A 19,884-nucleotide genomic window follows, 5' to 3' on the forward strand; every position below is an offset into this window, starting at 1 on the left:
GCGTCAGGGTGCGTCGACATCTCGCGCCGGGGGTTCGGCTGCGGGCTGCTCGACGAGGCGGACGCCTGGACCGCGCTGAAGAACATCGTGCCGTCGGTGGTGGGGAAGTACGGCTCGTGGCGGGAGTACGCCGACCACTATCTGCTGGGCCGCAAGGTGTGGCAGGACGGCCTGCGCGGCACCCCCGACGCCGGCTTCCCCGCCCCGCAGGCGCAGGCGGACGCCCACCTGCGCGCCCTCCTGGACCCGGCGAACCGCGCCAGCCCCTGGAGCCGGGCCCCCTGGAACACGATCAGCCATCCCGACCGCGCCCGCTGACCCGCGCCGTACGCGAGAATGGCCGCATGAGTCTGTTCCGCGACGACGGCATCGTCCTGCGCACCCAGAAGCTGGGCGAGGCGGACCGGATCATGCTGTGCTGTCCCGGCGGGCAGCCCTCGGGCCCCCGGCCGGGAGCCTGCGGGGGCGTGCGATGAGTCTGTTCCGCGACGACGGCATCGTCCTGCGCACCCAGAAGCTGGGCGAGGCGGACCGGATCATTACCTTGCTCACGCGCGGGCATGGAAGGGTGCGGGCCGTCGCCCGTGGGGTGCGGCGGACCAAGTCCAAGTTCGGGGCCCGGCTTGAGCCGTTCTCGCATGTGGATGTGCAGTTCTTCGCTCGGGGCAGTGAGCTGATCGGGCGCGGGCTGCCGCTGTGCACGCAGAGCGAGACCATCGCGCCGTACGGCGGTGGCATCGTCACCGACTACGCTCGGTACACCGCCGGGACGGCCATGCTGGAGACCGCCGAGCGGTTCACCGACCACGAGGGCGAGCCGGCCGTGCAGCAGTATCTGCTGCTCGTCGGGGCGCTGCGGACGCTCGCCCGCGGTGAGCACGCCCCGCACCTTGTACTGGACGCCTTCCTGCTGCGGTCGCTCGCCGTCAACGGCTACGCCCCGAGCTTCAGCGACTGTGCGAAGTGCGGGATGCCGGGACCGAATCGCTTCTTCTCGGTGGCCGCGGGAGGCTCCGTATGCGTCGACTGCCGGGTCCCCGGTAGCGTCGTACCCTCGCCGCAGACCCTGGAACTGCTCGGTGCGCTGCTTACGGGAGACTGGGACACTGCGGACGCCTGCGAGCCACGGCACGTCCGGGAGGGCAGCGGTCTGGTCTCCGCCTACCTGCACTGGCACCTGGAGCGCGGGCTGCGTTCGCTTCGGTACGTGGAAAAGTAAGGGAGTCGAGGGGCACATGGTCGTACGCGGGATCCTGGGGCGGCAGCGTCGGGAGTACAGGGCGCCGGAGCCGCATCCGTCCGGGGCCCGTGCGCCGAAGCTCCCCGGGGAGCTCGTCCCGAAGCATGTGGCGATCGTCATGGACGGGAACGGGCGCTGGGCCAAGGAGCGCGGGCTGCCGCGGACCGAGGGGCACAAGGTCGGCGCGGAGCGGGTGCTGGACGTGCTCCAGGGCGCCATCGAGATGGGCGTCGGGGCGATCTCGCTGTACGCCTTCTCCACCGAGAACTGGAAGCGCTCGCCCGACGAGGTGCGCTTCCTGATGAACTTCAACCGCGACTTCATCCGCAAGACCCGGGACCAGCTCGACGAGCTCGGGGTGCGGGTGCGCTGGGTCGGGCGGATGCCCAAGCTGTGGAAGTCGGTCGCCAGGGAGCTGGAGATCTCCCAGGAGCAGACCAAGGGCAACGACAAGCTGACCCTGTACTTCTGCATGAACTACGGCGGGCGGGCCGAGATCGCGGACGCGGCGCAGGCGCTGGCGGAGGACGTGCGGGCGGGACGGCTCGACCCGTCCAAGGTCAACGAGAAGACCTTCGCCAAGTACCTCTACTACCCGGACATGCCGGACGTGGACCTGTTCCTGCGTCCCAGCGGCGAGCAGCGCACCTCCAACTACCTGCTCTGGCAGAGCGCCTACGCCGAGATGGTCTTCCAGGACGTCCTGTGGCCGGACTTCGACCGCCGCGACCTGTGGCGGGCCTGCGTGGAATTCGCGTCCCGGGACCGGCGCTTCGGCGGGGCGATCCCGAACGAGGAGCTGCTGGCCATGGAGGGCCGGACCGAGGGCTGAGCCGGAGGCTGCGCGGCGGGGTTGGATGTCGCCCCCGCCGCCCCTACCCGTCCCTCCCCCAGAGGGGGCCCCAGAAGGGGCTGCCGCCCCTTCTGGGGCCCCCTCTGGGGGCATTGCCCCCTCGACCCCCGCTCCTCAATCGCCGGAGGGGCTGGTTTTCAGCCCGTCCGGCGTTCGAGGACATGGCCGTTCAGGCCGAAGGGGGGTCTGGGGGCGCAGCCCCCAGGGCGCGCGCCCCCGACCACCCGCACTGCATCCGGCTCAACCCGCGGCGCACTCCGCACACGTGCCGAAGATCTCCACCGTGTGTGCCACGTTCACGTACCCGTGCTCGGCGGCGATCGCGTCTGCCCACTTCTCCACCGCGGGGCCCTCGACCTCGACCGCCTTGCCGCAGACGCGGCAGACCAGGTGGTGGTGGTGTTCGCCGGTGGAGCAGCGGCGGTAGACGGACTCGCCGTCGGAGGTGCGCAGGACGTCCACCTCGCCGGCCTCGGCGAGGGACTGGAGGGTGCGGTAGACCGTGGTCAGCCCGACCGAGTCGCCCTTGTGCTTGAGCATGTCGTGCAGTTCCTGCGCGCTGCGGAACTCGTCGACCTCGTCCAGGGCCGCCGCCACGGCGGCCCGCTGCCGGGTGGAACGGCCCTTCACGGGCGGTCCAGCGGTCGTCACGGGGTGCCTCCTCAGGTCTGCCTGCCGGGCCATTGTGCCAGCCCGGGCTGTCGGCGCTGTCAGACGCCGACCTTTCGGCCGCCGCCCCGGCTCGACGGAATGACGCACTCCGCCGGGTACCCGGTCCCCCGCGCCGCCGTCAGAGCCCGCGCGCGGCGCCGCTCGAGCGGTGCGGCCAGCACGGTCAGCAGGATGAACGCCCCGATGGTCAGCAGCACGATCGTCGCGCCGGGCGGCACGTCCTGGTAGTACGAGGTGACCGTGCCGCTGATCGTCACGGTCACGCCGATGGCCACCGCGATGGCGAAGGTGGCGGCGAAGCTGCGGCTGAGCTGCTGGGCGGCGGCCACCGGGACCACCATCAGCGCCGACACCAGCAGCAGGCCGACCACCCGCATCGCGACGGTCACCGTCACGGCCGCCGTGACCGCCGTCAGCAGGTTCAGGGCGCGCACCGGCAGGCCGGTGACCCGCGCGAACTCCTCGTCCTGGCTCACCGCGAACAGCTGGCGGCGCAGACCCAGGGTCACCAGCACCACGAAGGCCGCGAGCATGCAGATCGCGGTGACGTCCGACTCGCTCACCGTGGACAGGGAGCCGAAGAGGTACGACGTCAGGTTCGCGTTGGAGCCCGTCGGGGCGAGGTTGATGAACATCACGCCGCCGGCCATACCGCCGTAGAAGAGCATGGCGAGGGCGATGTCGCCGCGGGTCCTGCCGTACCAGCGGATCAGCTCCATGAGGACCGCGCCGACGACGGAGACGAGGGTCGCCATCCAGACCGGGGACCAGGAGAGCAGGAAGCCGAGGCCGACTCCGGTCATCGCGACATGGCCGATGCCGTCGCCCATCAGGGCCTGGCGGCGCTGGACCAGGTAGATGCCGACCGCGGGGGCCGTGACGCCGACCAGGACGGCGGCGAGCAGGGCCCGCTGCATGAAGGCGTAGTCGAGGATCTCCATCAGCTCAGCAGTCCCGTGCGCATCGGTTCGGCACCCGCGGGAGCGTGCGGGTGGACGTGGTCGTGGCCGGGCAGCGCGTGCTGGCCGACGGCCTTCGGAGGCGGGCCGTCGTGCAGCACACAGCCGTCGCGCAGGACGACCGCGCGGTCGATCAGGGGCTCCAGGGGGCCCAGTTCGTGCAGGACGAGCAGGACCGTCGTACCGGCCGCGACCTGCTCGCGCAGGGTCTGCGCCAGCACCTCCTGGCTGTCCAGGTCGACGCCCGCCATCGGCTCGTCCATGATCAGCAGGTCGGGGTCCGAGGCCAGGGCGCGGGCGATCAGCACCCGCTGGTGCTGGCCGCCGGAGAGCGCGTCCACCGAGTCCTTCGCACGGTCCTGCATGCCGACCAGCTCCAGGACCCGGCGCACCGCCTCGCGGTCCGCCTTGCGCAGCAGGCCGAAGCGGGCGCGGGAGAGACGGCCGGAGGAGACGACCTCGGTCACCGTGGCCGGGACGCCGCCCGCGGCGGCCGTGCGCTGGGGGACGTAGCCGATGCGGTGCCAGTCGCGGAAGCGCCGACGCGGGGTGCCGAACAGCTCGATCTCGCCGGCGCCGACCTGCACCTGGCCGATGATGCTGCGTACGGCGGTGGACTTGCCGGAGCCGTTGGCGCCGAGCAGCGTGACGACCTCACCGCGTGCCACGGTGAGGTCGATGCCGCGCAGGACGGGCCGCGAGCCCAGGTCGGCGCGGATGCCGCGCAGGGATATGACGGGCTCGCTCACGAGGTCCTCCGATACTGCGTGCTGGTCACTTGGCGCCGAGCGCGGTCTGGAGTGCCTTGAGGTTGGCCTCCATGACCTGCAGGTAGTCGTCGCCCCTGGACTTGTCGGTGATGCCCTCGATCGGGTCGAGGACATCCGTCTTGAACTTCGCGTCACTGGCGAGCGTCCTGGCGGTCTTGTGGCCGGCGAGCGTCTCGTGGAACACGGTGGTGACGCCGTCGGCCTTGGCCGTCTTCTCAAGCTCCTTCACCCGGGCCGCGCTCGGCTCGGACTCCGGGTCCAGGCCGCTGATGGCCTCCTCGGTCAGGCCGTAGCGCTCGGCGAGGTAGCCGAAGGCGGCGTGGGTGGTGATGAAGACCTTGGCGTCGGTGTTCTTCAGCCCGTCCTCGAACTTCGTGTCGAGGTCGTCGAGCTTCTCGACCAGGGCCGCGGTGTTCTTCTTGTAGTCGGCGGCGTGGTCCGGGTCGGCCTTCTCGAAGGCCTTGCCGACGCCCTCGGCGACCTCGGCGTACTTCACCGGGTCGAGCCAGATGTGGGGGTCCTTGCCGCCCTCTTCGTGCTCATGCTCCTCCAGGGAGGTGAGCGTGGCGGCGTCGATCTTGGTCCTGACCTCGGACTGGGAGATCGCCTCGTCGACGGAGGGCTGGAGCCCCTTGAGATAGAGGGCCGCGTCGGACTCCTGGAGCTGCGCGGTCTGCTTGGCGCTGATCTCCAGGTCGTGCGGCTCCTGGCCGGGCTCGGTGAGACCGGTGACGTTCACATGGTCCCCGCCGATCTCCTCGGCGAGGTAGGCCATCGGGTAGAACGACGCCACGACGTCGAACTTCTCCGTGTTACCCGCTGCGGCGCTGTCGGAGCAGGCGGAGAGGGTGGCGAGACCGAGGGCGGTGACGGCCGCCACGGCCACCCCGGATATGTGCTGCCGCCGTACGTTCATGACACTCATTTTCAACAAAGATGGAAACCATTGTCAACAAGCTGGGGGTGGGGATCCGATTTGATGCGGGGGGTGGCAGCGCCGGTAACCTGAGGCATTCGCTGCCGTCCATTCGTAATGAAGAGAGCACCGTGGCCGCCGACAAGATCGACACCATCGTCAGCCTGAGCAAGCGCCGTGGCTTCGTATTCCCCTGCAGTGAGATCTACGGCGGTCAGCGCGCCGCCTGGGACTACGGACCGCTGGGTGTCGAGCTCAAGGAGAACCTCAAGCGTCAGTGGTGGCGCTACATGGTGACGTCGCGCGAGGACGTCGTCGGTATCGACTCGTCCGTGATCCTGGCCCCCGAGGTCTGGGTCGCCTCCGGCCATGTCGCCACCTTCACGGACCCGCTGACGGAGTGCACCTCCTGTCACAAGCGCTTCCGCGCGGACCACCTGGAGGAGGCCTACGAGGCCAAGCACAAGCGCCTCCCCGAGAACGGCCTCGCGGACGTCAACTGCCCCAACTGCGGCAACAAGGGCCAGTTCACCGAGCCCAAGCAGTTCTCGGGTCTGCTCTCCACCCACCTCGGCCCGACCCAGGACAGCGGCTCCATCGCGTACCTCCGCCCGGAGACCGCCCAGGGCATCTTCACCAACTTCGCCCAGGTGCAGACCACTTCGCGCCGCAAGCCGCCGTTCGGTATCGCCCAGATGGGCAAGTCCTTCCGCAACGAGATCACGCCCGGCAACTTCATCTTCCGCACCCGCGAGTTCGAGCAGATGGAGATGGAGTTCTTCGTCAAGCCGGGCGAGGACGAGAAGTGGCAGGAGTACTGGATGGAGCAGCGCTGGAACTGGTACACCGGCCTGGGCCTGCGCGAGGAGAACATGCGGTGGTACGAGCACCCGAAGGAGAAGCTCTCCCACTACTCCAAGCGCACGGCGGACATCGAGTACCGCTTCCAGTTCGGCGGCAACGAGTGGGGCGAGCTTGAGGGTGTCGCCAACCGCACCGACTACGACCTCGGCGCCCACTCCAAGGCCTCCGGCCAGGACCTCTCCTACTTCGACCAGGAGGCCGGGGAGCGCTGGACGCCGTACGTCATCGAGCCCGCCGCCGGTGTCGGCCGCGCGATGCTGGCGTTCCTGCTGGACGCCTACATCGAGGACGAGGCGCCCAACGCCAAGGGCAAGATGGAGAAGCGCACGGTGCTGCGCCTGGACCACCGTCTCGCCCCGGTGAAGGTCGCGGTGCTCCCGCTCTCCCGCAACCCGGAGCTCTCCCCGAAGGCCAAGGGCCTCGCCCAGGCCCTGCGGCAGAACTGGAACATCGAGTTCGACGACGCCGGCGCCATCGGCCGCCGCTACCGCCGCCAGGACGAGATCGGCACGCCGTACTGCGTGACGGTCGACTTCGACACCCTGGACGACAACGCGGTCACCGTCCGCGAGCGCGACTCGATGAAGCAGGAGCGCGTCTCCCTGGACCAGATCGAGGGCTACCTGGCTTCGCGTCTGATCGGCGCCTAGTCACCAAGGGCACACGAAGGCCCCGGTTCCGTAACCGACGTAACGGAACCGGGGTTTCGCCCATCCCGGGCGCATCCGGCTCCGAAGGGGAGGTTGTGCGCGGCCCACAGGGGGCCACGCGTCCTTTACGGGGGCACCATGCGCAAGCAAGCAGTCATCGGCGCGGCCGTCCTGGCCCTGGCCGTCGGTTCCATCGGGTATGTCGCGGCGAGTGACGGCGGGGAGCGGGCCGGGTCGGGTCTGTCCACCCAGGCCGGTTCCGCCGCCGGGATCTCCGGCGCGGCGGGCGAGCGGCTCCGCGCGGTGGGTCTCACCGCCGACCAGCGCCTCGTCAGCTTCCGCCCCGACCGGCCCGGCAGCGTCCTTCCGCTCGGCAGGGTCGGCGGGCTCAAGGGCGACACCGAGCTCGTCGGTATCGACTACCGCGTCCAGAACGGCAAGCTGTACGGCGTCGGCGACCGGGGCGGGATCTACACGATCCGTGAGACCGGCGCCAAGGCGACCAAGGTCTCGCAGCTCGGTGTCGCCCTCCAGGGCCGTTCCTTCGGCGTCGACTTCAACCCGGCCGCCAACCGGCTCCGCGTGATCAGCGACACCGGCCAGAACCTCCGGCACAACATCGACGACCCCGCGGGCGCGCCCGCCGCCGGCGGCACCGCCGTCGACGGCACGCTCACCAACCCGCCGGTGCCGCCCGCGACGGCCGGCACGACGGCGACGGGCGTGACGGCGGCGGCGTACACGAACAACGACCTCAGCGCAGCAACGGCCACCACCCTCTTCGACCTCGACACCGCCCTGGACCGGGTCTCCGTCCAGTCCCCGGCCAACGCGGGCAGCCTCGCGCCGACCGGGCAGCTGGGTGTCGACCTGCCGTCCGACTCCGGGTTCGACATCAGCGCCGCGAACACCGGTTACGCGGTGACGGGTTCACGCGCCTTCCGGATCGACCTGCTCACCGGCGCGGCGACTGCCACCGGTTCCTTCCCGCAGCGGTACCAAGTGGTGGATCTGGCGGCAGTGGTCCGGTAACCGGCCTCTGGATTGGTCCTGTAACCGGTCCGGCGGCCGGGCCAGGGTGGCGGCATGAGCATCGCGTTTGTGCTGACCACCCTGGTCGTGGTCGCCACTCCCGGTACCGGCGTCGTCTACACCCTCGCGGCGGGGCTCTCGCACGGGCGGCGGGCCAGTGTCGTGGCCGCCTTCGCCTGTGCCCTCGGGATCGTGCCGCACATGGTGGCCACGATCACCGGGGTCGCCGCCCTGCTGCACGCCAGCGCCACGGCCTTCCAGATCCTGAAGTACGCCGGTGTCGCCTATCTCCTCTACATGGCGTGGGCGACGCTGCGGGACAAGGAGACGATCACCGTGGACCGTACGGCGGCGCCCCTCTCCGTGGGCCGGACGATCGTCCGGGGCGGGCTGATCAACCTCCTCAATCCGAAGCTGACGATGTTCTTCTTCGCCTTCCTGCCCCAGTTCGTGGACCCGGACGGGCCGCGTGCCGTCCCGCGGATGCTGGCGCTCAGCGGCGTCTTCATGCTGGCGACCTTCGTCGTCTTCGCGCTCTACGGCGTCCTCGCCGCCTCCGTCCGCGACCAGCTCATCGCCCGGCCCGGAGTGATGACCTGGCTGCGGCGGAGCTTCGCGGGGTCCTTCGTGGCGCTGGGCGCGAAGCTGGCCTTCACCGCCCGCTGACAAATGACAGCTGACAGATATTGAAATCTGTCAGCTGTCATGCCATCCTGAATCCATGACCACACAGACACGCACCCTCGGAACCACCGGCCCGCAGGTCTCCGCCCTCGGCCTCGGCTGCATGGGCATGTCCGCGCTGTACGGCGAAGCCGACCGGGCCGAGTCCATCGCGACCATCCACGCCGCGCTGGAGGCCGGCGTGACCCTGCTCGACACCGGCGACTTCTACGCCATGGGGCACAACGAAACGCTCATCGGCGAGGCCCTGCGCGCAGCCCCCGCCGAGCGGCGCGAACAGGCGCTGGTCAGCGTGAAGTTCGGCGCGCTGCGCGACCCGGACGGCGGCTGGAGCGGCTACGACGGCCGGCCCGAGGCCGTGAGGAACTTCGCCGCGTACTCCCTCCAGCGCCTCGGCGTCGACCACATCGACGTCTACCGCATCGCCCGGCTCGACCCGTCCGTACCGATCGAGGAGACCGTCGGCGCCATCGCCGAGCTCGTCGAGAAGGGGTACGTCCGCCACATCGGCCTGAGCGAGGTCGGCGCCGAGACCATCCGTCGCGCCGCCGCCACCGCCGCGATCTCCGACCTCCAGATCGAGTACTCGCTGATCTCCCGGGGCATCGAGGACGAGATCCTGCCGACCACCCGCGAACTGGGCATCGGCATCACGGCGTACGGCGTCCTGTCCCGCGGTCTGATCTCCGGCCACTTCACCAGCGACCGGCGGCTCGCCGCGAACGACTTCCGGGCCATGTCACCCCGCTTCCAGGGCGAGAACCTCCAGCACAACCTGAACCTGGTCGAGGCCCTGCGCAAGATCGCCGAGCAGAAGGGCGTGACCGTCGCGCAGACCGCCATCGCCTGGGTGCTCTCCCGGGGCGAGGACATCGTGCCGCTGATCGGCGCGCGGACCCGGGAGCGGCTCACGGAGTCCCTCGGCGCCCTGGACGTCACGCTGGACGCGGCCGACCTCGCCGCGATCGAGCGCGCGGTGCCGGCCGACGCGGCCGCGGGCGACCGGTATCCGGCCGCGCAGATGTCCCACCTCGGTACGAAGTAACGCCAGGTACGGTCTCCTCCATGGCACCGACCTCCGAAACCCTGACCGCCGAGCGCATCCTTGAGGCCACCGAGGAGGTGCTGCGCCGCCACGGCCCCGCCAAGGCCACCGTGGTGGACGTGGCCCGCGCGCTCGGCGTCAGCCACGGCAGCGTCTACCGGCACTTCCGGACCAAGGCGGCGCTGCGCGAGGCGGTGACCAAACGCTGGCTGGACCGTACGTCCGAGGCGCTGGCCGGGATCGTCGCCGGGGCCGAGCGGGACCCGGAGGCACGGCTGCGGGCCTGGCTGCTGGCCCTGTTCGACGCCAAGCGGCACAAGGCCGGGGACGACCCCGAGCTGTTCGCCACGTACACCGTGCTGACGGCGGAGAACAGCGAGGCGGTGGACGAGCACCTCGACGACCTCACCGGCCAGCTCGCCGAGATCGTCCGCGCCGGGGTCGTCGACGGTCTCTTCACCGCCGCCGACCCGCTCACCACGGCCCGCGCGGTCTTCCAGGCCACGGCCTGCTTCCACGACCCCGGCTATCACGAGGAGTGGGAACGGCCCGGTATTCAGGGCGAGTTCGAGGCCGTGGTCGATCTGCTGGTGCGCGGGCTGCGGGCCTGAGAGCTCAGCTCTCCCGCGTCGTACGGCCCAGGAAGGTGGCCGAGCCGGGCTCGGGGACGGCGATCTCGTGGAAGCCCATACGGTCGTAGAAGACCCGGGCCCGGGTGTTGGCGGTCGCCATGACCAGGTGGACCGCCGGGACCCCGCCGGTGTGCAGGGCCTGGAGGAACGTCCGCATCAGAGCCCGGCCATGACCCTTGCCCTGCCACTCGGGGAGCAGATCGATGTGGAGGTGGGCCGGGTAGACGAGCAGCTCGGGCAGGACCATCCGCTCCGGGTGGTGGAGCAGTGCGGCGATCGTCTCGTCGGGGGTCGTGGGCGGGCCCTCGGGGGCCGGGTAGCGGTCGGCGACCGTCGGGAGCCACTTCCTGCGGAAGTCTGCGGCGAAGCGGGGGGTGTCGGCGGTGCCGAGGATGTACCCCACGGCCTGCCCCTGTCCGTCGTCGAGCACAAAGGCGAGCTCCGGCTCCGACGCGACGTACGGGGTGGCGAAGGTGGCCGGAAAGACACCGGGGTCCGTGTAGAAGGGACGGCTGTCGCCGCCCAGGTGGGCGGTGCGCACGCAGATGTCGTCGACGGCGGGGTGGTCCGCGGGGCGAAAGGGGCGTACGGCGGGCAGTCGGGTCACCGCTGCATCCTGCCGCGCCTGGGAGCGCTCCCACAAGGGGCGGGGCCCCTCAGGCGACGGACGGGTCCACCGTCGCCTGGTGCGCCTGCGCCAGATGCTCCTCCGCCTTCAGCCACGGCAGGAACTGCGCCGAGATGCGCCACCCGCAGGTGTCGCATCTGACCGTGCGCTGCACTCCGTTCCGCCGCACCTGTACGACGTGCTCGCGCCCGTGCTGGTCCCAGCGGGTGACCTTGCTCGTGTTGATCTGCGGCATGACGCCTCCAGAGTCCGGAAAGTCAAGGAGGAGTGTGCAGCAAGACCAACATCAACAGGGACTCCTTCACGCCGAGTTGGCCAAGCTGTGCCCTGGACTCCGAGCGGCTCCGGCCCCCGTGGGTGCTGCCGCGGTCACTTGGGTGTGGGGGACGGAGAAGCAGTGAGGGGCGTGTCCCAGTTGATCTGCACCTGATCCGGGTCGCTCCGACTCACTTGGCAGGGGTAATTCTTGGACACCGCGACGATCTGGGCGACCTGGATGGTGTTCAGCACGGGTTCTCGCGAGCCCTCGTAGGCCGGCCGGCCGGGAACGTGCACGCGATAGCGCACGAAGTAACTGTGGTTGTAGCCCCGAATGTCGTCGCCTTGTCTGATGTCGAGCACCGTGACGGTGCAGGGGACCATCTCCGTGGCCTTCTCGGGCTTCTGCTCCCGCCCGTCGTCGGATCCGCAGGCACCGAGCAACAGGCCTATGGCTCCCGTGGTGAGCAGGTACGAGAACTGCCGGATCCGCATGTCTTCTCCCCGTCATGACCTTGAAAGAAGACGAAGGTAACCGCAATCTCGCACTCAGCGGCTGCGCATTTCTCTCAACTCCGCGATCCAGAGGCCAGGGTCGGGTTCTGGCGCAGCTCCGCCGTCTCCAGGCGTTCCGCCGTGCGTTCCGCCGTGCGCCTTGCCCAAGTGCCGGTCGTCAGTGCGCCGAGGAGCAGGACCGCGAGGCCGCATGCCGTGAGGATCCACCAGCCCGGAACCGCCGCCGTCACGAACTTCTCGCGGTACGACGACGCCCCTACGCCCGCCGCCAGCACCGCCCCGACCACCGCCACGCCCAGCGTCTGGCCGAGCTGACGGCTGGTGGAGGCCACCGCCGCCGCGACGCCGGCCTGGGCGCGGGGCATGCCGGAGACCGCCGTATTGGTGATGGGGGCGTTGACGAAGCCGAAGCCGATGCCGAAGAGGGCGTAGCCGAGGAACAGGGTGGTGTCCGAGGTCTCGGCGTCGAAGAGGGCGAACAGCGCGGCGCTCGTCGTCATGGCCACGCCCGCGATCAGGAGGGGGAGGCGCGGGCCCCGGGTGCCCACCAGGCGGCCGGACAGCGGGGCGCACAGGAACGTCGGTACGGCCATCGGGAGCATCCACAGGCCGGCGTGCAGGGCGCTGAGGCCCCGGACGTTCTGCAGGTACAGCGTCGACAGGAACAGGAAGCCGCCCAGCGCCGCGAACGCGCTGATCGCGATCACCGTGGCGCCGCTGAACGGTGCCGAGCGGAAGAAGCGCAGGTCGATGAGGGGTTCGGCGCGGCGGGGTTCGTACCGGAGCAGGCCGGTCAGGGCGAGCACGGCCAGCAGCGCGTAGGGCACGATCGCGGCCGGCGCGTTCGGCGCCTCGATGATCGCGTACGTCAGCGAACCGAACAGCACGATCATCAGCGCCTGCCCGACCACGTCCGCGCGGCGCGGCTTCGGCGCCCTGGACTCGGGCACGTACCGCAGGGTCAGCAGGAGGGCGGCGAGTCCCACCGGGAGGTTGACCCAGAAGATCGCGCGCCAGCCGACCGAGTCCACCAGCAGCCCGCCCACCAGCGGCCCCGCGGCCATCGAGATACCGACCACCGCGCCCCACACCCCGATCGCCCGGGCCCGCTCCCGCGAGTCGGTGAAGGTGTTGGTGATGATCGACATGGCGACCGGGTTGAGCATCGAACCGCCCACGGCCTGCACCATGCGGAAGGCGATCAGCGCGTCCAGGTTCGGGGCGACGGAGCACAGGGCCGAGCCGAGGGTGAAGACGACCAGGCCGGCCATGAAGACACGCTTGCGGCCGATGCGGTCGGCCGTGGAGCCCGCGAGCATCAGCAGCGAGGCGAGGACCAGCGTGTACGCGTCGATCGTCCACTGCAGGCCCGCCGTACTCGCGTGCAGGTCCTGCTGCATCGCGGGCAGGGCCACGTTGAGGACGGTGTTGTCGAGGCTCACGATCAGCAGGCTCATACAGCAGATCGCGAGCACCAGCATGCGTCGGCGGTGGCTGAGCTCGGGCATACGGTTCACGGTACACCGATATAGATAGTGCGTCTAACTAATGAACCGGGACCGCTTGTCGCACGGCACAATGGGGGGATGTCCACGACCGCCTCGCCCCTGCAGATCGGCCCGCACACCGTTCAGCCGCCCGTCGTCCTCGCCCCCATGGCCGGGATCACCAACGCGCCCTTCCGCACGCTGTGCCGGGAGTTCAGCGGCGGCAAGGGGCTGTTCGTCAGCGAGATGATCACCACTCGGGCGCTGGTCGAGCGCAATGAGAAGACCATGCAGCTCATTCACTTCGACGAGAGTGAGAAGCCCCGGTCGATCCAGCTGTACGGGGTGGACCCCGCGACCGTCGGCAAGGCCGTCCGCATGATCGCGGAGGAGGGCCTCGCCGACCACATCGACTTGAACTTCGGGTGCCCGGTGCCGAAGGTGACGCGGAAGGGCGGCGGGTCCGCGCTGCCGTACAAGCGGAACCTGCTGCGGGCGATCCTGCGCGAGGCGGTCTCCGGGGCCGGGGATCTGCCGGTGACGATGAAGATGCGCAAGGGCATCGACGACGATCACATCACCTTCCTCGACGCCGGGCGGATCGCCGTCGAGGAGGGCGTCACCGCCATCGCGCTGCACGGCCGTACCGCCGCCCAGCACTACGGCGGCACCGCCGACTGGGACGCCATCGCGCGGCTCAAGGAGCATGTGCCGGAGATCCCGGTGCTGGGCAACGGCGACATCTGGTCGGCCGAGGACGCGGTGCGGATGGTGCGGGAGACCGGGTGCGACGGGGTCGTGGTCGGGCGGGGGTGCCTCGGTCGGCCGTGGTTGTTCGCGGATCTGGTGGCGGCCTTCGAAGGGCGCGATCAGGGCATCGCGCGGCCCGCTCTGCGTGAGGTCGCCGACGTCATGGTCCGGCACGCCACGCTCCTCGGTGAGTGGATCGGTGACGAGTCGCGCGGGGTCATCGACTTCCGGAAGCATGTCGCCTGGTATCTGAAGGGCTTCGCCGTCGGCTCCGAGATGCGCAAGCGGCTCGCCATTACGTCGTCGCTGGCGGAACTCCGCTCGGGGCTCGACGAGTTGGACCTGGACCAGGCGTGGCCGGCCGGGGCGGACGGGCCGCGGGGGCGTACGTCCGGCAACAACCGGGTCGTTCTTCCGGACGGTTGGCTGAAGGACCCCTACGACTGCGCGGGCATCAGCGAGGACGCGGAGCTGGACACCTCAGGGGGTTAGTCCTTCCTGGGGTGCGGTGTGGAGCCGTAGGCCTTCAGGAAGCGGTCCCGGAAGGTGTCCATTTTCCAGACGGGGGCCCCGGGGGACGGCTGGAGGCCGTCCGTCCAGTTCCAGGCGGTGATCTTGTCCAGGACCTTCGGGTCCTTGGCCACGATGGAGATCGGTACGTCCCTGCCGGCGTTGTTGCCGCTGACCCGGGCGATCGGCTGGTGGTCGCCGAGGAAGACCAGGACCGTGTCCTCGGTGCCGTAGCGTTCCAGCCACTCGGTCAGGGACGTCACCGAGTACTCGATCGACTTGCCGTACTCCTCACGGGACTTGGTGGTGTCCGTGATGATGTCCTGCGGCTTCTTGCCGTCCTTCTGGACGGCGTCGAAGAGCGAGCCGTCGCCCAGGTCGTCCCAGTCGGCCATCTTCGGGATGGGCGCCCACGGCTGGTGGCTCGAGGTCAGGATGATCTCCGACATCAGGGGCTTGTCGCGCTTCTTGCCGTGGACCATGCGCTGGAAGGCCTCCAGCGTGTACTGGTCCGGCATCGTCGACCAGCTGAACTTCGGGCCCCGGTAGCCGAGGTGGAAGGCGTCGTAGACCTTGTCCAGGCCGTAGAAGTCCCCCTCCGGCCAGCCCTTCTGGATGCCCGGCATGATGCCCACCGTGTCCCAGGCGCCGGTCTTCTGGAACGCTTTGGTGAGGGTCAGGTGGCCGCCCGAGGTGACCGTGCGGTAGCGCTGCTGGTTGTCGATCCACAGTCCGGACAGGAACGTCGAGTGGCCCAGCCAGCTGCTGCCGCCGTAGGTGGCTGATGTCAGCCAGCCGCTCTTCGCCTTGTAGCCCGCCGCTTCCAGTGACTTGGTGCGTGCGTCGAGCGTGCTCGTCACGCCCGGGGCCATGACCGGGTCCTCGATCGCGCTTCTGCCGTAGCTCTCGATGAACGTGAAGATCACGTCCTTGCCGCGCAGGTCGGGGAGCAGTTGGCCGGGCGGTGTCGCTCCGAAGGCGTCTGCCTTTGCTTCCTTCGCGAACGCCGCCTCGTCCCTGAGGGTGTCCTGGACCCGCCTTGCCTGGATCGCGAGTGCGGAGGCCGCTCGGTCGGAGGCTATGGGCAGGCCCGCGAGTTGGAGACCGAGGGCGGAGCAGGTGATCCAGACCGTGCCGGCAATGAGGGTGGCCTTGGTGGCCTGCTGTTTGTGGGCGGCCAGGTTGTTGCTGAGTCTGACTGCCGCCAGGGCGGTGAGTACGAGGAGGAGTACGGCGAGCAGCACGGTGCCGATGGTCGCGGTGAGGGTGGTGGCGGCGCCCATCGAGTCCTTCATGTACGCCTGGGCGTCGTCGAGGAGGGACCAGTCGAGGACGAGGTTGAAGCCCCGGCCCAGGTACTCGCGGAAGCCCATGTCCAGGACGTTGAGGATGGTCAGGGCGCCCAGGGCCGCGCCGAACAGGGCCGCGGTGATTGTCCTTGGGCGGCGGGGGAGCGCGAGGAGGATTGCGGCGCCGACTATGGCTTCCGCGGGGATTCGGGTGAAGCGGTCGGGGCGCAGGGCGGCGAGGCTGTTGGGGAGGAGGAGGGCGGTGAGGATCAGGGCGGCGGAGAGGGTGGTGAGTGTCCAGCGGAGGAGGGGGGGCTTCTCGGCCTCGGCTTCGCCTTCGGCCTCGTTCTGTTTCCCACCGGCACCGCCCGTACCACTACTTTCGTCGTCGGGTGCGGGTGGCCCGTGTGGGGGTTCCTCGCCGTCGGCGGCCGCGGGTGTGTTCTCGTCGTCCAACGGCGCGGGTGCGTTCCCGGCTTCCGTCAGCTCATCGACCGTCGGCTCCGCCAACGGCGTGTCCCGCTGCTGGCGTAGGCGCGTGAAGACAGGCACCCGGTTGGTCCTTCCGTGGCGGCGTGGGGTGGGGGCGTTGGGCCCGCCGTAGGTTCGTACGGGCCCGTTCCCGCCACTGTTCAGCCAACCGGGCCCACCACTCGGCAAACACCCGGCAAACGCCCGCCCAACTACTCCTTCACGCCCCGCCCACCGCCGTCAGCAGCGCCAGTGGTGCCGTCGCCGAGCGGGACTCGCGTACGCAGGCGTGGGGGTAGGGGACCGGTTCCGGGTGGGTGTCCCGGCCGTAACCCGCCAGAACCTCCGGCAGGCGGTGGCCTGTTGTCGTTGCCGCGTCCACCAGGGCGTGGGCCACCGTTCGGGCCTCGTCGTGGAGGCCGTAGCGGGACAGGCCCAGGGTGATCAGGGCGTTGTCGTGCGGCCAGACCGAGCCCCGGTGGTAGGAGAGGGGGTGGTACGCGGGCTGGCCCGCGGCCACCGTGCGTACGCCCCAGCCCGAGAAGAAGTCCGGCTCCAGCAGACGGCGGCCCACCAGTTCGCCGTACTCCTTGTCCAGCAGGCCCGACCAGAGCAGATGCCCGGCGTCCGAGGCCAGCGCGTCCACCTGGCGGCCCTCGCCGTCCAGCGCCAGCGCGGGGAAGGAGCGCTCCGGCATCCAGAAGTCCCGTTGGAAGCGGTCCCGGAGGTCTCCGGCTGCCTGCTCCAGGAGCGCCGCGTACGTCTCGTCCCCCCATACCGTGCGCGACAGCCCCGCCGTGCGGCGCAGCGCGTCGTACGCGTAGCCCTGCGCGCCCGCCGCCATCACCGGGCCGCTCGCCTTGGCGCCGTCGGACCAGCAGATCGCGCCGGGGGAGTCCTTCCAGTTCTGGTTGGCGAGGCCGCCCCGGTCGGCTCGGTAGACCAGATAGCCGCGGGAGGTCAGGCCGCCGTGGTCCAGCATCCAGGCGACGGCGGCCCGGGCGTGCCGCTCCAGGCGGCGGGCCAGGGAGACGTCCCCGGTCTGTTCCACATACGCGCCCAGAAGGACCAGGAACAACGGCGTCGCGTCCACCGAGCCGTAGTAGCGGCCGTACGGCACCTGGCCGAAGTGGGCCAGCTCGCCGTGCCGGACCTCGTGCACGATCTTGCCGGGCTGGGCCACCGAGGCCGTGCCCGTCTCCTTGGCCTGTGTCGCGGCCAGCGCGGGGAGTGTGGCCGCCGCCAGGCTCGGGCGGTAGGGGAGGGCGAAGAGGGAGGTGAGCAGGGCGTCCCTGCCCAGGAGGGTCAGGAACCAGGGGGCTCCCGCCGCGGGTACCCGGACCTCCTCGCCGTCCAGGCCGGTTGCCGGGATCTGGAGCGCGGCCAGGTCCGCCAGGCCCCGGGCGCAGGCCGCCGCCAGTTCCGGCCAGCCCGTCGGGAAGGACACGCCCTCCACGAACTCGCCTTCCAGGGCGAGCAGTTGTTCGTTGAGGGTGGCCGGGGAGCGCGGTACTCGCAGCGCCCGCCTGTCTCCGTGCGGGCGGGCCATGACCCGTAGGGCCAGCTCCGCCGTGCCGTGCGGCTCCAGGTCCAGGGTCCAGACCAGGCGCCTCGCGCCCGTTCCGGTTTCCTCCACCGCCTCCGGCGCCGGCTCGGCCGTCACCGTCGTGCACGAGCGCCATTCGCCTCGCTGGTAGGTGAACTCCACGCCGTGTTCGAGGACTTGGCGGGAGCGGGTGGCGCCGGTCTTGGTGTAGGTGCGGTGGTCGGAGCGCAGCTCGAACTGGTCGGTGAAGTCGGCGTCCGCGGTGATCGCGAGGCGGACCGTGGTGGGCGTCGGGAGGTTGCTGGTGACGCGTAAGGCCTCGACGAAGGAGCCCGCCCCCACGGCCTGTTCGCGGAAGAGCGTGTACGCGGGGGGCTCCTGGCGGCCCCCTCGGGGGACCAGGACGCAGCGGGCCGTGTCGCCGTCGGCCACCGGGGTCAGGGCCTCCGGTACCGCGCCGTCCAGCGTCAGTTGCCAGCGGCTGAGGTGGCGGGCGTCCCGGACGAACAGTCCGTCCGGCGAGCCGACGCCCCGGACACCGCTGATGTCCCCGCCGTCCCCCACGGCGGCGAACGTCTCCCCGAGTACGAGCAGATGATGCCGGTCCGTCATCCCCGGTCCCCTCCCTTGACTTCCTTGGCGCCGAAGGCGCTGAGAGCAGCGCCGTAGGTGACGCCGTATGTGTCCCATGCGGGCTCGTCGTGCAGCAGGTCCAGCGCGAGCGCGGCCGTCCAGCCGAAGTCGGCGGTGCCGCAGGCCTCGCCGGTGTACGGGTCGACGTACTCCGCGAATCCGGAGCTGTCGGCCAGCTTCAGTACCGATTGCCGTAGCGCGTCGGCGAGTTGGCGCTCGCCGTGGGTGCGCAGTCCGCGCTCCATCAGCCAGGCGGTGTTGAACCAGGCCGGGCCCCGCCAGTAGCGGTGCGGGTCGAAGGCCTCGCCGAGCAGGTCGTAGCTCGGGAGGAGGCGGGTCGTGTCGCCGAGCGAGAAGTGCGGTCCGCGGGCGGTGCGGACGAGGGTCTCGGCGATCTCCCTCGGGAGCGTGGGGAGCAGGAGCGGGACGAGGCCGGAGACCGATCGCTCCGGGATCAGGTTTCCGCCGCGCACATCCCGGCAGAGGAACATCCCGCGCTCCGGGTCCCACAGGCGGTCCAGCAGGGCGGTCGTCAGGCGCTCCGCGCGCGCGTGGCGGGCGGTGCCGGTCGCTCCCAGCTCGCGGGCGATACGGGCCAGGGCGTGTTCGGAGGCGATGAGCAAGGCGTTGAACGCCGGGTCCTCGACGGCGAAGCTGCCCTGTCCGTCGGCGTAACCGCCGTCCCGGTAGTCCGTCGCCAGCCGCACATACCGCCCGTAGTCCAGATCGGTCGGCCGGTCCTCAGGGGCGCCGTGGTCGAGGTCGGCGCGGCGGAAGGAGCGGGCCGGGGCGGGGACGACGCGGGCCAGCGGGGCGTCCCAGCAGGGGCTGTTGTCCATACCCTGTTCCCACGGGTGGACGACGGACGCGAGGCCGCCGCCGCCCAGGTCCCGCCGGTGCAGGAGATAGCGGTGCCAGGCCGCCAGCTTCGGGTAGACCCGGGCCAGGAAGCCCCGCCCGCGGGACAGGCCGGGGTCGGCGCGGTGCACCAGCCAGGCGGCCAGGGCGTGCACCGGTGGCTGCACGATCCCGGACGTCTGTACGGTGCGCGGGGCGCCCGCAGCGCGCCCCGCGGTCGAGGAGCGCCAGAAGTCGGGGCTCGGGAAGTAGGCGTCGAGCGGAACGGAGGGGTTGAAGACGATGTGCGGGATCCGCCCGTCGCTCCACTGGGCGTCCAGCAGCGTCTCCAGCTCCGTCTGGGCCCGTAACGGCGACAGGTGCCTCAGACCGATCGCGATGAACGCCGAGTCCCAGGACCACTGGTGCGGATACAGCCCGCGCGAGGGGACCGTGGACGCGCCTGTCCAGTTGGCCTCCAGCACCCGGGCGGCCCTGGCATGCAGGGCGGACGCCCGGACGGCCGGATCGTATGCAATGGTCCGCTCCGCGGGGCGGGCGACGAGCTCGGCGGTGCGATCCACTCGGGACTCCCCGGAGACAACTCGGCTGATCGGTTCGGCAGTAGCTACCGTAGGGTTA

At 70.5% G+C, this 19,884-nt stretch carries 21 protein-coding genes; 10 read left to right on the forward strand and 11 right to left on the reverse strand.

From position 1 onward, the window contains the following. Window positions 1–18 precede the first annotated feature (18 nt). From RMT89_RS19400 to RMT89_RS19415, 4 genes are read left to right on the forward strand one after another with little or no spacing between them, the layout of a single operon-like run. A complete protein-coding gene (locus tag RMT89_RS19400; RefSeq protein WP_315885073.1) occupies window positions 19–318 on the forward strand; it encodes a DUF1266 domain-containing protein in 300 nt (99 codons plus the stop codon). A 26-nt stretch (window positions 319–344) separates the two neighbouring features. Then, complete coding sequence (locus tag RMT89_RS19405) at window positions 345–476, forward strand: hypothetical protein (RefSeq protein WP_315884996.1); 132 nt, start codon at window positions 345–347, stop codon at window positions 474–476. Continuing rightward, window positions 473–1,219 carry a DNA repair protein RecO gene (gene recO / locus RMT89_RS19410; RefSeq protein ID WP_315884997.1) on the forward strand — a complete coding sequence of 249 codons (747 nt, stop codon included), beginning with the start codon at window positions 473–475 and terminating at the stop codon, window positions 1,217–1,219. The genes RMT89_RS19405 and recO overlap by 4 nt, the downstream gene beginning before the upstream one ends. Before the next feature lie 16 nt (window positions 1,220–1,235). Continuing rightward, entirely contained in the window at window positions 1,236–2,072 is an 837-nt protein-coding gene (locus RMT89_RS19415) for an isoprenyl transferase (protein ID WP_315884998.1), read from the forward strand. Between the two features lie 261 nt (window positions 2,073–2,333). On the opposite strand, the gene RMT89_RS19420 is transcribed toward RMT89_RS19415, so the two are convergent. Genes RMT89_RS19420 through RMT89_RS19435 form a run of 4 tightly spaced genes read right to left on the reverse strand, consistent with a single transcriptional unit; the run spans window position 2,334 to window position 5,410 of the window. Then, complete coding sequence (locus RMT89_RS19420; RefSeq protein WP_315884999.1) at window positions 2,334–2,744, reverse strand: transcriptional repressor; 411 nt, start codon at window positions 2,742–2,744, stop codon at window positions 2,334–2,336. A 59-nt stretch (window positions 2,745–2,803) separates the two neighbouring features. Then, complete coding sequence (locus RMT89_RS19425) at window positions 2,804–3,706, reverse strand: metal ABC transporter permease (RefSeq protein WP_315885000.1); 903 nt, start codon at window positions 3,704–3,706, stop codon at window positions 2,804–2,806. Beyond that, window positions 3,706–4,473, reverse strand: a complete 768-nt coding sequence (locus RMT89_RS19430; RefSeq protein WP_315885001.1) for a metal ABC transporter ATP-binding protein — start codon at window positions 4,471–4,473, stop codon at window positions 3,706–3,708. Before RMT89_RS19430 ends, RMT89_RS19425 begins: the two co-directional genes overlap by 1 nt. Window positions 4,474–4,498: 25 nt before the next feature. Continuing rightward, the gene (locus RMT89_RS19435; protein ID WP_315885002.1) at window positions 4,499–5,410 is read right to left on the reverse strand and encodes a metal ABC transporter substrate-binding protein; all 912 of its coding nucleotides are present in this window, start codon (window positions 5,408–5,410) and stop codon (window positions 4,499–4,501) included. A 131-nt stretch (window positions 5,411–5,541) separates the two neighbouring features. Here RMT89_RS19435 and RMT89_RS19440 point away from each other — a divergent pair, with 131 nt between their 5' ends. From RMT89_RS19440 to RMT89_RS19460, 5 genes are all read left to right on the forward strand, one after another. Continuing rightward, the gene (locus RMT89_RS19440; RefSeq protein ID WP_315885003.1) at window positions 5,542–6,924 is read left to right on the forward strand and encodes a glycine--tRNA ligase; all 1,383 of its coding nucleotides are present in this window, start codon (window positions 5,542–5,544) and stop codon (window positions 6,922–6,924) included. A gap of 138 nt (window positions 6,925–7,062) precedes the next feature. After that, the gene (locus tag RMT89_RS19445) at window positions 7,063–7,956 is read left to right on the forward strand and encodes a DUF4394 domain-containing protein (protein WP_315885004.1); all 894 of its coding nucleotides are present in this window, start codon (window positions 7,063–7,065) and stop codon (window positions 7,954–7,956) included. A gap of 54 nt (window positions 7,957–8,010) precedes the next feature. Then, window positions 8,011–8,622 carry a LysE family translocator gene (locus tag RMT89_RS19450; protein WP_315885005.1) on the forward strand — a complete coding sequence of 204 codons (612 nt, stop codon included), beginning with the start codon at window positions 8,011–8,013 and terminating at the stop codon, window positions 8,620–8,622. A gap of 55 nt (window positions 8,623–8,677) precedes the next feature. Beyond that, on the forward strand, window positions 8,678–9,685 hold the full coding sequence (locus RMT89_RS19455; RefSeq protein WP_315885006.1) for an aldo/keto reductase: 1,008 nt from the start codon (window positions 8,678–8,680) through the stop codon (window positions 9,683–9,685). Window positions 9,686–9,705: 20 nt separating this feature from the next. Then, complete coding sequence (locus tag RMT89_RS19460; RefSeq protein WP_315885007.1) at window positions 9,706–10,296, forward strand: TetR family transcriptional regulator; 591 nt, start codon at window positions 9,706–9,708, stop codon at window positions 10,294–10,296. Between the two features lie 4 nt (window positions 10,297–10,300). Here the strand turns inward: RMT89_RS19460 and RMT89_RS19465 are convergent, their stop codons facing one another. The 4 genes from RMT89_RS19465 to RMT89_RS19480 form a co-directional block, all read right to left on the reverse strand. Continuing rightward, window positions 10,301–10,924 carry a GNAT family N-acetyltransferase gene (locus RMT89_RS19465; protein WP_315885008.1) on the reverse strand — a complete coding sequence of 208 codons (624 nt, stop codon included), beginning with the start codon at window positions 10,922–10,924 and terminating at the stop codon, window positions 10,301–10,303. Window positions 10,925–10,973: 49 nt separating this feature from the next. Next, on the reverse strand, window positions 10,974–11,180 hold the full coding sequence (locus tag RMT89_RS19470; protein ID WP_315885009.1) for a hypothetical protein: 207 nt from the start codon (window positions 11,178–11,180) through the stop codon (window positions 10,974–10,976). 134 nt (window positions 11,181–11,314) lie between these two features. After that, the gene (locus RMT89_RS19475; RefSeq protein WP_315885010.1) at window positions 11,315–11,698 is read right to left on the reverse strand and encodes a hypothetical protein; all 384 of its coding nucleotides are present in this window, start codon (window positions 11,696–11,698) and stop codon (window positions 11,315–11,317) included. A gap of 74 nt (window positions 11,699–11,772) precedes the next feature. Continuing rightward, on the reverse strand, window positions 11,773–13,227 hold the full coding sequence (locus tag RMT89_RS19480) for an MFS transporter (RefSeq protein WP_315885011.1): 1,455 nt from the start codon (window positions 13,225–13,227) through the stop codon (window positions 11,773–11,775). 78 nt (window positions 13,228–13,305) lie between these two features. Here RMT89_RS19480 and dusB point away from each other — a divergent pair, with 78 nt between their 5' ends. Continuing rightward, window positions 13,306–14,448: a tRNA dihydrouridine synthase DusB gene (dusB, locus tag RMT89_RS19485; protein WP_315885012.1), complete on the forward strand. Its 1,143-nt coding sequence runs from the start codon at window positions 13,306–13,308 to the stop codon at window positions 14,446–14,448. Here the strand turns inward: dusB and RMT89_RS19490 are convergent. The 3 genes from RMT89_RS19490 to RMT89_RS19500 all read right to left on the reverse strand — a co-directional run bounded on the left by RMT89_RS19490 (window position 14,445) and on the right by RMT89_RS19500 (window position 19,826). Continuing rightward, window positions 14,445–16,307 carry a CDP-alcohol phosphatidyltransferase gene (locus tag RMT89_RS19490; RefSeq protein WP_315885013.1) on the reverse strand — a complete coding sequence of 621 codons (1,863 nt, stop codon included), beginning with the start codon at window positions 16,305–16,307 and terminating at the stop codon, window positions 14,445–14,447. The genes dusB and RMT89_RS19490 overlap by 4 nt on opposite strands. Before the next feature lie 139 nt (window positions 16,308–16,446). After that, complete coding sequence (locus tag RMT89_RS19495) at window positions 16,447–18,384, reverse strand: glycogen debranching N-terminal domain-containing protein (RefSeq protein ID WP_315885014.1); 1,938 nt, start codon at window positions 18,382–18,384, stop codon at window positions 16,447–16,449. Further along, a complete protein-coding gene (locus RMT89_RS19500) occupies window positions 18,381–19,826 on the reverse strand; it encodes an MGH1-like glycoside hydrolase domain-containing protein (RefSeq protein WP_315885015.1) in 1,446 nt (481 codons plus the stop codon). The genes RMT89_RS19495 and RMT89_RS19500 overlap by 4 nt, the downstream gene beginning before the upstream one ends. Window positions 19,827–19,884: the final 58 nt, after the last annotated feature.

Origin of the sequence: Streptomyces sp. P17 (assembly GCF_032436805.1) — a bacterium.
Classification (GTDB): Bacteria; Actinomycetota; Actinomycetes; order Streptomycetales; family Streptomycetaceae; genus Streptomyces.